The 13,458-nt window shown below is 43.3% G+C and carries 10 protein-coding genes; 7 read left to right on the top strand and 3 right to left on the bottom strand.

Features of this window, described 5'->3' with window-relative positions; genetic code table 11:
* Window positions 1-36: 36 nt before the first annotated feature.
* Window positions 37-3,216, bottom strand: a complete 3,180-nt coding sequence (locus R8P61_30250) for a HEAT repeat domain-containing protein (GenBank protein ID MDW3651399.1) — start codon at window positions 3,214-3,216, stop codon at window positions 37-39.
* A gap of 168 nt (window positions 3,217-3,384) precedes the next feature.
* Between R8P61_30250 and R8P61_30245 the strand changes: the two genes are divergently transcribed.
* Genes R8P61_30245 through R8P61_30235 form a run of 3 tightly spaced genes read left to right on the top strand, consistent with a single transcriptional unit; the run spans window position 3,385 to window position 5,527 of the window.
* Window positions 3,385-3,822 (top strand): GNAT family N-acetyltransferase, encoded by a 438-nt coding sequence (locus R8P61_30245; GenBank protein ID MDW3651398.1) that lies wholly within the window; start codon window positions 3,385-3,387, stop codon window positions 3,820-3,822.
* Window positions 3,823-3,862: 40 nt separating this feature from the next.
* Window positions 3,863-5,170: a M24 family metallopeptidase gene (locus tag R8P61_30240; protein MDW3651397.1), complete on the top strand. Its 1,308-nt coding sequence runs from the start codon at window positions 3,863-3,865 to the stop codon at window positions 5,168-5,170.
* Between the two features lie 39 nt (window positions 5,171-5,209).
* Window positions 5,210-5,527 carry a hypothetical protein gene (locus tag R8P61_30235; protein MDW3651396.1) on the top strand — a complete coding sequence of 106 codons (318 nt, stop codon included), beginning with the start codon at window positions 5,210-5,212 and terminating at the stop codon, window positions 5,525-5,527.
* A gap of 322 nt (window positions 5,528-5,849) precedes the next feature.
* Here the strand turns inward: R8P61_30235 and R8P61_30230 are convergent, their stop codons facing one another.
* Both R8P61_30230 and R8P61_30225 read right to left on the bottom strand, forming a co-directional pair.
* On the bottom strand, window positions 5,850-6,311 hold the full coding sequence (locus tag R8P61_30230; protein MDW3651395.1) for an Hsp20/alpha crystallin family protein: 462 nt from the start codon (window positions 6,309-6,311) through the stop codon (window positions 5,850-5,852).
* A 161-nt stretch (window positions 6,312-6,472) separates the two neighbouring features.
* Complete coding sequence (locus R8P61_30225) at window positions 6,473-7,036, bottom strand: sigma-70 family RNA polymerase sigma factor (GenBank protein MDW3651394.1); 564 nt, start codon at window positions 7,034-7,036, stop codon at window positions 6,473-6,475.
* 128 nt (window positions 7,037-7,164) lie between these two features.
* Here R8P61_30225 and R8P61_30220 point away from each other — a divergent pair, with 128 nt between their 5' ends.
* From R8P61_30220 to R8P61_30205, 4 genes are all read left to right on the top strand, one after another.
* Window positions 7,165-8,409 (top strand): erythromycin esterase family protein, encoded by a 1,245-nt coding sequence (locus tag R8P61_30220; GenBank protein MDW3651393.1) that lies wholly within the window; start codon window positions 7,165-7,167, stop codon window positions 8,407-8,409.
* A 353-nt stretch (window positions 8,410-8,762) separates the two neighbouring features.
* A complete protein-coding gene (locus R8P61_30215; GenBank protein ID MDW3651392.1) occupies window positions 8,763-10,208 on the top strand; it encodes a S41 family peptidase in 1,446 nt (481 codons plus the stop codon).
* 155 nt (window positions 10,209-10,363) lie between these two features.
* Window positions 10,364-12,634: a DUF5916 domain-containing protein gene (locus tag R8P61_30210; protein ID MDW3651391.1), complete on the top strand. Its 2,271-nt coding sequence runs from the start codon at window positions 10,364-10,366 to the stop codon at window positions 12,632-12,634.
* Between the two features lie 81 nt (window positions 12,635-12,715).
* Window positions 12,716-13,426, top strand: coding sequence for a DUF1080 domain-containing protein (locus R8P61_30205; protein ID MDW3651390.1), 711 nt, complete (start codon window positions 12,716-12,718; stop codon window positions 13,424-13,426).
* The last annotated feature ends 32 nt before the right edge of the window (window positions 13,427-13,458 follow it).

Genomic DNA, 13,458 nt, shown 5'->3' with positions numbered 1-13,458 from the left:
GCAGCTCATGAGCTGCCCCTACTCCAACAATATTTGCTAATTAATCGAATGCTGCTGCAACAACTCCGCAGGCGTATAGTAGCCTTTCTTATCTTTCACCTGCTCTCTTACGGCTTTCACTTTTGAAGCACTGATAACAGGAGCCTTATTCCCAAAGGAGTTTCTCACATAGGTCAATACTGCCGAAAGTTCCTCATCATTGAGAAGCCCTTCATGCGGAGTCATAGGCACAAGACCATTGTACTTTTTCCCCATCAACTCCATCGGTCCCATCAAGCCTTTCAGGCTGAGCTTGATAAGCAATTCTTCCGATTTAGTAACCCATGGGGAACCGGCCAAAGGAGGGAATCCGGCTGCTGACAGTCCTTTACCATCTCCCTGATGGCAGGTAGAACAGAGCCCATCTCTTTGGTATACTTCTTTCCCTTTTACATACAAATCTTTATCAGCGCCTTCTAAGTGCGTTTTAATCTCTTTAGGAGCTCTTGCTTTCACAGCTTCCCCATTGAGGTGAGCCAAAGCTGTCACATGTGCATTGACGATCCATTCATCCAATGGCTTCTTCGCAGCTTCATTGACTATCTCCATTCCTGCCTCTTTATCCAACCAGGAAGCAGCCACTAAAGCCTCCAGACGTACCCGCCCATGATCATCCTGGGCTGCAGCAAAGAGTAAATCCCCCTGATCTTCTACCTGATGTCCTACATACCGCAAGACCTTTACGGCAGCAGCACGAACCCTGAAGTCTTTAGCAGAAAGAGCTTGTCTCAGGAGGTTCTGATTGACCTGATTCATCCCCCAGCTTACCCAAAGTCCTTCCAGCATATGGTGCTCATAACGAGCATCTGATTTATCCAAACCATCTGCCCAGGCTGCCAACTTGCTTAGTACCTGCTTGGGACTTCTGGCTCTCAATTCTCTTTTTGTCCTGTATCGAGTGCGGTATTCCGGCAGTTTCAGATTGTCCAGCAATTCATCGATACTGGCATCTGCCACTTTAGCAGGTGTCACCAATGGACGAGATGGATAGGTAATCCGATAGATACGACCATGAACATGATCTCTCAGCGGATCACGCGCATTGTGCTGCATATGGCCGATCAATACATTGTGCCAATCGATCAAATACAAAGAACCATCAGGCGCAAATTCCATATCCACCGGACGGAAATTCCCGTCGCTACTTTCCACCAGATTCTGGCGAAAGTTTACATCATATCCGGTTCCTTCATCTTTGAAAGAATGCTGTTTCATTCCCAGAAAACCAATATCATTATTGATCAGCATATCTCCCTGAACTTCATCCGGAAAATGACGGCTATGGATAAACTCCAGGCCTGAGGTAGGCCTTACTTTATGTTCATTCTTGATGAGGTCAAAAGACTTATGAGTAGCTACTCCATATAAGGGTTTGATCGTCCCTGGCATCATCCAGCGAACCGCCGGCCCGGAAGTTTCAGCAAAAATATTCTGCCCCCATTCATCAAAAGCGATTCCCCAGGGATTCGGAATTGACAGCTGAGCTGTTCTTTCCAAATGATGCCGTTGCGGATTATAGCGAAAGAATCCTCCATTCGTTCCGCGAACCGGACCATAAGCCGTTTCAACATTGGTGTGGAGAAAGACTCCCTCTCCCATGTATATAGCTCCAGATGGATCTGCAGTAAATGCGCTGATCACATGATGCGTATCATGGTCATCAAATCCACTTAGAATAATTTCTTTCTTATCCGCTTTATCATCTCCGTCTGTATCTGTAAGGAGGACCAGATTGGTTCCCTGTGATACATAGACTCCTTCGGGCGCAAATTCAAATCCTACCGGTATGTGGAGATTCTCTGCAAAAGTAGTTTGCTTATCTGCTTTGCCATCTCCATCTGTATCTTCTAGTATGATCAATTTGTCATTTGGCTTGGGATCGCCGGGACGCCAATGAGGATAGGTAGGCATCACAGCCACCCATAAGCGGCCTTTATTATCAAAAGAAAGCTGCATGGGATTGGCCAGGTCATTGAATTCTTTTTCCGAAGCGAAGAGTTCAATCTTATAGCCTTCCGGAACTGTCAGTTTACTTTCGGCTTCCTCCCCATACAAATAGCCTGCACTTCCTCTTCCGTAATCTCCAGTTTTGTAATTGGTCTCTACCACACCCAGAGTATGGGTATTTGCATCAGCAGCTGCAACATCCATACTCTCACCTTTTGCAGCGGCCCATATAGCCTGATCCCGGATGTCTGTCATCTCACGGATCTTTTTCAATTCATCGGGATAATTGTCAGGTCCAAAGGGATTGTACCTTCTTCCAAATACGTGAACCCCATTAGGGATTTTATAGTCATTGTGCCAAAGCCAGTTTTTCTCCTGTACAGCCTCATGAACCGCTTGCCTGTGTGCTTCTGCTGGAGATTCTTTACTCCCAAAAACTCCATCGGCCAGAAATTCGGAAAAGACTTTATACCCATCATCATTCATTTGAGCACCATCTATCGTCATGTCCTGAGCAGTACTAAACCAGGTCCGGGAAGGTCCGAATGCATCCAGGAATAATACCTGATTGGCTGCAGCTACCTCCTTGATCACCTGGGTATAGAGCTTCAGATTTTTATTTTCTTCTCTTCCACTGGGAAGATCGACCTTATAAGAAAGGTCTTCGAAAGAAATGGGAGAAATGAGTGCCAATTGTGGGGCTGATTCTCCATTGTATTTTTGTGAAAGGCTGTGTTTAACAAAAGCATCCAGTTCTCCGCGGAAATTTTCGAGTCCGGCTTCTCCCTGAAAGGATTCATTGTAGCCAAAGAAGGCTAAAATAATATCGGCCTCATGCCTGGTGATCCATTCGTCAGGCCGTTCGAAATGCCCAACACTTCCAGAAGGATTGGCAAGCTCGGTCTGGAAACTGTCTGCTCCGGGAAAAGCCCAGGGAGATTCTCTTCCCGAATGAGGCCTGAATCCGGGAGTATTTCCCCCATCACACATATTTCGGATATATAATGCACTATCCGGATATCGTAGCTGCATCTCTGTTTCGAAATAACCATAGTTCATCATGCGTGAACCCAAATTATTTCCAACAAGAATGATGTGATCTCCTTTTTTCAAACTTAGGGAGGGCCCTTCTTCTTCACAACTTTGAGTGAAAAAGAGGAGTAAGACAGAAATAATAAAAATTGAGGAAAGACGGGACACTTTTGTCCCGATGGTAGAATTAGTAGTCATAATAGCTGTATTGTAGAGCATTTGCTTCTCGCCTAAATTAAACAAAATGTCGATGCCAGTAAATGAAATTTATATAAAGCCTCTACAATGACACTTTATGAAAAGAAGCTCGTCGATTTATCCCTATTTTGAATTCCTTATTTTTGCTTAGTCATGGAAAACAAAAACATGGAATTTATCCCTATTAGCAATCGGCCGGAACAGCTCAAAGATTTCGAGAAAAATCCGGAAGCCAGGGCTATTTTCAACTTTACTCAATCCTATTATCAGCAAATTGGATTTACGCCCCCCTGGCATGGATACTTTGCGAAACTGGACGGAATCCTTGTTGGTACAGCAGCATTTAAAGGAAAGCCCAAAGACAATCAAATTGAAATCGCCTATGGAACCTTTGAATCCCATAGACAGAAAGGAGTAGCAAGTGAAATGTGCCGAAAACTCTTAGAGTTGGCCCTGCAAAGCGATCCCGGCTTGCGAATCACTGCACGAACCCTGATGGAGGAAAATGCCTCCACAAAAATCCTGAGAAAAAATGGCTTTCAATTCGTCGGCTCCGTCATAGATCCGGACGATGGAGAAGTTTGGGAATGGGTTTATTCCCCTTAACTTAGTTCTGACACATTTTGAAACCGAAAAATACTATTACATGCTACGTCTATCTACTATCATCCTGGGAATTATCCTTTTTTGTGTTAATGATCTGGCAGGACAGGAGGCTCATCGTCGCTGGAGAAAGATGAACCAGATCCGTTCTGATAAATTTGACCTCATTTTACCGGAAGTCATGCGGGAGAATGGGATCGATATGTGGATCATCACCAATCGCGAAGGAAATTATGACCCCTTGTATCAGGATATGGGAGCTGGTTATACTTCTGGGAATGGCTATTATATTTTTACAGATAAAGGAGGAGACAGGATCGAAAGGGCTGCTTTAGGAATCAGTGGATACCTCCTGGAAGAAGGAGGATTGTATGACTATTTCGGCGGGGCTGGAGAATTGGCGGATTTTGTAAAGGAAAGAGATCCTCAAAAGATTGGCCTGAACATTTCGAAAAACTTCGGAGGCGCAGATGGACTTTCTCATTCAGAATACCTGGAATTGACAGAAATATTGGGAAAGAAATATGTCGATCGTTTTACTTCAGCCGAAAAGCTCACTTCTGACTTCCGATCAAGAAGAGTAGCCAGTGAAATTGCAGCTTATGGCGAAGCCGGAGAACTTTCCTACCAGATCGCTGAAAAGGCTTTTTCAAATGAGGTTATCACTCCTGGAGTTACTACTTTGGAAGATGTAGCCTGGTGGATGCTGGACCAACTTCATGCAAATAATCTGGGATCTTCCTTTGGTATGCCCTCCGTCTATATAACCGGCCCCAATGGCATAGAAGCCACCTCCACAGATCGCATTATCCAAAGAGGGGATATTCTTATGCTGGATTGGGGAGTAGGATTGATGAATTTCTATACGGATATGAAGCGAGTTGCCTATGTATTGAAGGAAGGAGAGACCGAAGTACCTGAAAGCATCAAATATGCTTATGAACAAGGACTTAAGGCCCGTCAGCATATTACGAATAGTATTAAAGCAGGCATTACTGCAGCACAGGCTGAGAAAGATATTTATGAGGCTCTGGTAGCAGGAGGTTTTGCGCAAATGAAAGAGTTTAATAAACCGGGAACTTCAGACAAAACAGATATAATCATCGGTTGCCATTCCGTAGGAAACTGGGGACATGGGATCGGACCTTCTATTGCTTTCTTCAATCCTGTCAGATTAGGATATGAGTTGAAAGTCGGCAATCTATTATCCATAGAACTTTTCGCCTACACCAAAATCCCGGAATGGGGCGGGAAGAAATTGAGAATCCCTTTAGAAGATGATGCTGTCGTAACTACCCGAGGAATAGAATGGCTCTATCCGGTAAATAGAAAAGTGCTGGTAATAAAGTAAAATAAGGCCGAAAAAATCCGGGGAAAGGGTTTCTGTGCTATGATCATTGCACTAAAGGTGCATGTATCTGGCAAAGCTCCTTCTTTCCGGCTGGATAAGCATCACAAGTTTATTTTCCCCCGGACAGCTCAATTGTCTGTCTTCTCAGGGGCCTTTGGTCATTTCGAGGATGGGCTGTGCGGAGGATTGTGTGCCGAGAAATCTTGTACCAAATGGATGCCAGTAATACATGATCTTTCAGCCCTGCAAGCCCTCACACTTTCAAACTTCGAGATGACGGGGCCTTTGGTCATTTCGAGGATGGGATGCGCCGAGGATTGTGTGCCGAGAAATCCTGTACCAAATGGATTGCAGTAATACACGATCTCTCAGCCCTGCAAGCCCTCACACTTTCAAACTTCGAGATGACGGGGCCTTTGGTCATTTCGAGGATAGGATGCGCCGAGGATTGTGTGCCGAGAAATCCTGTACCAAATGGATCTCTGTAATACACGATCTCTCAGCCCTGCAAGCCCTCACACTTTCAAACTTCGAGATTTGCTAGAGATCCCAGCTCTTGTGTTAAGGCCGGGATGACAATTTTTTCTATTTGGGTATACAGTGATGGAAATAAAAAGCGAAAGGGACAGATCCATGTCTGTCCCTTTCGCATCATAATAAGCATCAATCTATTCAAACCCTATTGAATGTCAATGTTGACTTCAGGCTTTTGAGCGGCCTCTGTTTTGGGTACGGTAACGACCAGGATACCGTCTACAAACTTCGCTGAAATATTGTCCTTATCGACTTTGTGACTCAGTTCGAAAGAACGCTCAAAAGACTTGATGGGATACTCCTGTAGCACAAAGTTGGGCCTGTCCTCTTTCGGCTCGCGCGTCCCGCTGATATACAGCATATCATCTACCACAGATACCTTGATGTGCTCTTTAGGATAAGTTACCGCATGAACCATTAATTCATATTCGGTTTCCCTCTCAATGACATTCACAGGGATATTGTATTTGGGCCTTCTCCAGCTTCCTCCTTCATTCATAAAATGCTTGAATTTTCTTTTTGCTCTGGCTCTTGCTTTGCGTCCTCTTTCACGCATTTGCTCATCATCTTCGGGCCATTGCCATCCATGTTTCCAGTGATTAAACATATTTTTTAAAATTAAATTTTTAGTGAGTTTTAGTGTGTTTGTGTATTAGGGTGTTAGCGCTTTTTAAAACTACTCTAACACACTAACACCCTCGTACATTAACACGTTCACTAATACAGTCGTACTACTCTTTCTTTTACTTTAAATTATTTTCACTTTTTTTAATCTACTCCAAAAAACTCCTCAAAAATCAGCTGCAATCGCTCCCGTAAATGTCGAACTGCATAGCCTTTTCGGGAAATAATGGTCTTGAGATTCTCTCCTCTCCTTTCGGCAATCTCTCTTAGGGTTACTCCTTCCCATTCATTGAGGATAAAGACTTCTCTTTGTTTTTCGGGTAAGGCATCCAGGGCTTCGTACATATCTTCCCAGAATTGCTCCCGGAGAAAATCCATTTCCGGACTTTCATCCGACTCCAATAAAGAATCAATCAGATAGGCATCTCCTTCTTCCTCTTCATACACATAATCCTCCAGCCAATCAGCCGATTTCTTACGATAAGAATCTATGACCTTATTGCGAGCTACCCGATATAACCAGGCTCGTGTATTCTCTATCTTTCCATTCGGAAGATTTTTGCTGAGCTGGTACCAAACTTCCTGAAGTATATCCTCTGTGTCCTCCTCCGAAGCCAAACGGGATCTAATAAAGGATTTCAGGGGAGCCTGATATTCCTCTATGATCTGCGTGATTGACTGTTTGCTCCGCGCACTCTCTTCGCTCATATATACTTGCTGACGTTTCAGCCTGAATTTTACTTTATTTTATTTTTCCTGATGGTCAATTGGACCAAAGCCGCAACCTCGATCTGCTTTCCTTGTCAATAAATGAACAAGCCTAATACCTAAATCTTATGAAAGCCCTGCAATTCGTCCTTTTGCTAGCTTTCTGCACGCCGGTTTTTGGACAAAACCTCAGTAAAGAAGCTAGTCTCTTTATCAAAAAACACACTTCGGTTCTCTCTCGTGACAAGAACTTCCAATTAACAGACTGGAAGAACGTACTCAAGGATGTAAGAAAATCCCGATTGGTTTTGATCGGAGAAGCAAATCACGGCTCACGTGAAATGTTTGAAGTCAGAAACAGCCTGATCAGGAGTCTTCACAAAAAACTGGACTTTGATGTTATCTTATTTGAGTCGGGCATCGGTGAACTCATTTTACCCAATTGCCAGAAGGCAACCAAAACAGCTGCTGAATTGACGAGAGGTCTTTTTGGCATTTGGCAAACCTCGGCTTTCGAAGAATTGATGGCCTTTGTGAAAGAGGAGGAAATTGAGATTGCCGGTTTTGATGTGCAAAGGTCAGGGGGATCCTTTCAATATTTACTCCAGGAATGTGCTGGTCAGGCCCTGATTCCTTCCGCGAGATATACAAATATTGAAAATCGCTTTAGTTCCCTTTCAAAATCTCTTAGCCAGCGAAAACCTTATGAAGAATTGAAAGATGAGACGGAATCTCTAATCAGAGATTATCACAAACTGGCTGCTGAACTGAAGCGCAAGTCTCCCTATAAAAAGACCAAAAAATATAAACTCACCCAAAGGGTTCTTCAAAACCGTATCGGCTACCTCAGCTATTATCTGGACTTTGTCAAAGACAAGGATTGGAACAAAAGATGGGCAGCCCGAGACTCTATCATGGCCAGTAATGTAGCCTGGTTAGCAGAAGAAATTTACCCAAAGAAAAAGATCATCATCATCGGACATAATTATCACATCGCTAAATACAATGAGAAAGAACTGGTGATGGGCGAACTCTTAAAAGAGACCTATGGAGATACCATGTCTTCGATTGGAGTTTTTGCGAGAAGCGGGAGGTATGCAGGTAATTATCGCGAAGAAAAGAAAATAGAAGCGCCAGAGGACAGCAAACTCAACCTCAAACATGCCATGGCGGAGATAGATGCCTTTGCTACCTATTTAAAGATTCCCAAAAAGCCGGGTAAAGGAAATGAATGGCTCTTCCATAAAATCGAAGTGGAGGATACCTTTATCAATTTGAGTGGAGATAAGTATATGAACCTTTCTTTGCATTTCGATGGACTGATTTTTCTGGACGAGGTTTCTTTACCCAATTTTATTAGTCAGTTGGAGTAAGGGGAATGACTTATCCTCACTTTCCAAACAACTCGTGTCACCCTGACCGAAGTGGAAGGGTCTAAAGCTCTTTTCACAAACATATCTATTCTCCTGTAGCATTAATAATGGCTAAAAGGTAATTGAGGTCCCTCCACTACGGTCGGGATGACAATGTACATTGAGAATAAAACAGCTTGTCATCCCGGAATCTATGTAGATGTCCGGGATCTCTAGCTTTAATTGTTGCAGCTAGAGGTCCTGGCTCTTGGAGTAAGGCCGGGATGACAGATTTATTTAGCTGGACCAGTTTTAGTTTATCTTAAGCTTGTTAACAAACTCCCTCCCCAATCGTCTTCTGAAAAAATAAATACATGAGACGATTCCTACTAAGTATTATACTTTCGGCTTTGAGCCTTTCCCTCTTTGCTCAAGCCAAACCCAATAAAATATCTGCTAAACAGGCCAAGGAAGATCTGGACTATTTATACACTACCCTACAACAAACCCACTATGATCTCTATGTTAATACGGAGAAAGTGGTCTTTGATAAGCGTTTAGAAGAATTGAAAGCAGGATTGACGGATTCCGTTGATATGCTGGATTTCCACCGCCGGGTTCAGCCTTTTGTAGCTCTCTCAGAATTGGCCCATTGTTCCAGTGAGTTTCCCTTCCAAACAAACTATGGCCCTTATATTCAAAAAGGAGGAAGCCTTTTCCCATTTTCCATGGATATGGAAGGCAAAAGAGTACTCATCAACGAGAACTATTCTGAAAGAGAAGAAATTGAGCAAGGAGACGAACTTGTTTCGATCAATGGAAAACCCATAGCATCTGTCATGGCAGATATGTATGCGCATCTTTCGGGCGAAAGTCAGTACCTGAAAAATAGCCTAATCAATCAATTGGAATTTGCGCGAGTATATTGGTTGGTGTATGACGAAGTAAAGCGCTTTGAACTGCAGCTGATAAGAAAAGCAGATAAGAAGCAATACTCGATACAGCTTGAAGCAAAAGCAGCAGCAGAAGTGGAAGAACATTTTGAAAAAAAAGAATATCTCTTCGACTTAAGTCGGGAATTTAAATTCATCGAAGACATTGCCTACCTCAAACCGGGCTTATTCCTAAATCAATCTGCTGATGGAAATACTTCTGAGCACAATACCTTTGACAAAAGCGAATTCGTCCAATTTATTGATTCAAGTTTTGCGCAAATTCTATCGTCAAATAGCGAACATCTCATCATCGACCTAAGAGGAAATCCAGGCGGAGATAATTCTTTCAGTGATTATATGTTATCCTATTTTGCACATGAAGCTTTCTGGTTCTGTTCTGAATTTCATGTGCGGACTTCGGAGATTACTAAAAAGTTTTGGGAAGGAGTGGAGCAGGAAAATCTGAAGGGAATGCGTAGCCAGATTCTTGAAAATAAAAATGGCGCGCAATTTCAGATTCCCTTTGGCACCTATGAACCCCTTCCCGTTCAGCAACGCTATCATGGACAAGTTTACGTCCTCATCAATCGCTACAGCTATTCGAATACCGTATCAACAGCCGCCATTATCAAAGATTATGGTTTCGGGACTATTTTGGGAGAAATCACAGCTGACACGCCGACAAGTTTTGGAGCCGTTCACCAATTTCCTCTCCCCCACTCCCGGATTAACATCACCTTTCCCAAGGCCCTCATAATCAGGCCAAATGGTAGCCGAAACCTCATAGGTGTTCGCCCAGACTTTCCTATAAAAGAAGTTCGCAATAATGGGGTAGATGATGTACTGGAAGGCACGCTCGAATTTATCAGAAACAGACAACAATAAGGCTTTTTCGACGAAGGCCATCATCCTTTATGCCTATGAAAAAATTTCAGTAGAATTTTCCTTGAATTAGTTTTAGCTTCGCAAAATTTCCAGGGAACAATGCCAGCGGACCGGTCGTTGTTTCAGAACTTACATCTGACGATAAGCTATAAGGAATGATGAGATCTTTATTCATCCTACTGTTTTTCATACCCGTGTTTTTGCTGGCCCAAAACAAGCCCGGCACAAAAATTCATATCAAAAAGGCAAAAGGAAAAATCACCATTGATGGTGTACTCGATGAAGCAGACTGGCAGACAGCACAAGTCGCTGATAACTGGTACCTCAATTTTCCGGTAGATACAATCAAGCCTTCTGTCAAAACCATTGCCAGAGTAACCTTCGATGATGATTTTCTCTACGCTTCATTTGAATGTGAAGATGATGAAACGCCGGATATCATCACCTCTTTGCGAAGAGACTTTGATTATCCACTCAATGACAATGTTGGTTTTGTCATTGGCCCATTCAATGACTACCTAAATGGTTTCTTCTTTACCCTCACTCCTGCAGGCGTACAAATGGAAGGGGTGATGTCAGGCGGGGGATCCAGCGATGGCTCTTTCAATACCTTCTGGGACAATAAGTGGTATTCTAAAGTAGTTCGGGAGCCCAATAAATGGACGGTAGAAATGGCCATTCCTTTTAAGAGTTTTCGCTATAAGAGTGATCTCAAAGAATGGAACATTGCTTTCGACAGACAAGACCTGAAACGCAATGAGAAATCTTCATGGATACAAACTCCCATTCAGTTCAATACTGCTTCTATGGCCTTTGCAGGACAGTTGGTATGGGATGACCCCATTCCTCCTGCTAAAACCAATATTTCGGTAATCCCCTATATAGCGGGAAACAGATCTATAAATAAACTCGATCCCGAAGCAGAGCCGGCATCGGATTTCCAGGCGGGATTTGATGCAAAAGTGAGTGTGACACCTTCGATGAATCTGGACCTGACCTTTAATCCGGATTTCTCACAGGTTGAAGTAGACCAACAGGTACTCAATTTGACTCGTTTTGAAGTCCAATTTCCGGAGCGGAGGCAGTTCTTTCTTGAAAACAGCGACCTCTTTGCTGATATGGGATTTCCTATGGTTCGTCCCTTTTTCTCCCGTAGGATCGGTATTGCTCAGGACAGTTCGGGGCTATTCAGAAGGCTCCCCATTTTATATGGTGCGCGTTTGAGTGGATCTTTGGATGAAAATTGGCGAATGAGTGTTCTGAATATGCAAACCAAGGCAGAAGAGTCGATCGGTTTGCCTGCACAGAATTATACGGTCGCTACTCTTCAACGCAATCTCTGGCAGCAATCCAGTGTTTCTCTGAGTTGGGTGAATAAACAAAGCCTGGGCGTAGGAGAAAATGATACGAGCGAATTCTTCCACCCAACCATCTTTCCAGAAGTTCCCGTAACAGGCAATGGTTTTAGAAGAATCCGAAATAACTTCAATCGAGTCCTGGCTGCGGATGTAGAGATTAGAAGTAAGGATAATAAGTGGTACCATAGTTCTTATTTCGGAAAGTCCTTTGATCCCATCTATGATGATAAAAGCTTTTCTATGTCCACTTTCTGGAGATATGCCAGTCAGAGATGGGATGTTTTTGTTGGTAATTTCGTTGTACAGGACAACTTCAATGCAGAGGTAGGTTTTGTTCCCGGACAATCCGTTTATCCCGGACAGATCGGTTTCTTTAGCCAGGGATCATATAAACATTATCCCAAAAAGGGACCGCTGGTATTTCTGGGGCCGGCCTATGAAGCCAATCAAAATTATATACCTGGAGGAACTTTGACTGATCAATCTTATCTGCTCACCTATGAGTTTAGCTTTAAGAATACAACTCAATTGGCCGTAGGGTATAGCCGGACATATCAGCAATTGACCTTTGATTTTAATCCAACCTTTAATCCAGCCTATGATAAGTACCTCGCTGGAGAAGAATATTCCTGGAACAATGTTGGTTTTTCTTTTCAAAGTGATACCCGCAAGACCGTCAATCTGGCATTAGAAGGAAGATACGGAGGCCTTTATAATGGAACCCGGCTCAATTTGAGTGGCAGATTGAATGCCAGATATCAACCCTATGGAAATATCTCATTGGTTTTTGATTACAATAAACTTGACCTTCCGGACAATTACGGGCAAGAGGATTTCTTTCTCATTGGGCCGAGGATAGACCTGACCCTAACGGATGCGATTTTCCTCACTACTTATTTTCAATACAATAGCCTGATTGATAACATAAATCTCAATGCACGCTTTCAATGGCGCTATCAACCTGCATCGGATTTCTTCATTGTTTATACAGAGAACTATTTCCCACAGGATTTTGGTAGCAAGAATCGGGCACTTGTATTCAAATTGACCTATTGGATTAACCTCTAAATTTGTAAAAAATCGGGCTTTTCAGGCTCAAAACTGGAAGTTTGTGCTTTTTTTGACTATATACGGGTCATTTCCCCAATCATGAGATTATCCCCATATATCATACCTCTTTTCCTGCTCTTTGTGGCTTGTGAATCAGAGCCTGAAATTATAAGCAAAAGCCTCTTCAATGGCACTGATTTGAGTGGCTGGTACATGGATGTACCGGATCTCGAAAGTGATAGTAGTTTACAAAAACCCTTCCTGGTAAGAGATGGAAAACTCATAAGCCTCGGCCTTCCTAATGGGCATTTGATTAGTGATTCTTCTTACAGCAATTATCGGCTGGAGGTAGAGTATCGCTTTGCCAATGATCCCGGCAATTGTGGGGTGCTCGTTCATGCCTCAACTCCCCGGTCATTGTATGAGATGTTTCCAAAATCTATAGAAGTTCAAATGTATCACGAAAATGCCGGCGACTTCTGGTGCATTGTGGAAGACATCAAAGTTCCGGATATGGAAGCCCGCCGTGGCCCGAAAGAGGAATGGGGCATCCGTGAAGGAAAGAAAAGGCGTATCCTGAATCTGACAGATGGCTCCGAAAAACCTTTGGGCGAGTGGAACGCCATGAAGATCGAATGCCTGGGAAATGAGATCAAGGTTTGGGTAAATGGAGATTTGGTGAACTATGGCTACGAAAGTACAGCCAGCTCCGGGCAGATCGCTTTGCAGGCAGAAGGAGCAGAGGTCGAGTTTAGGAAGGTGTTTTTAACTGAGATTACTGCCTTGAGTGGAGAAAAGAAGCAGGAATAGGCACGATCAATACTTGTTTAGCCTTAATGAGC

It is taken from the genome of Bacteroidia bacterium (assembly GCA_033391075.1).
GTDB lineage: Bacteria > Bacteroidota > Bacteroidia > J057 > J057 > JAWPMV01.
Note: the sequence above shows the minus strand (reverse complement) of the source record. Positions and strands in the feature narration are given on the sequence as shown.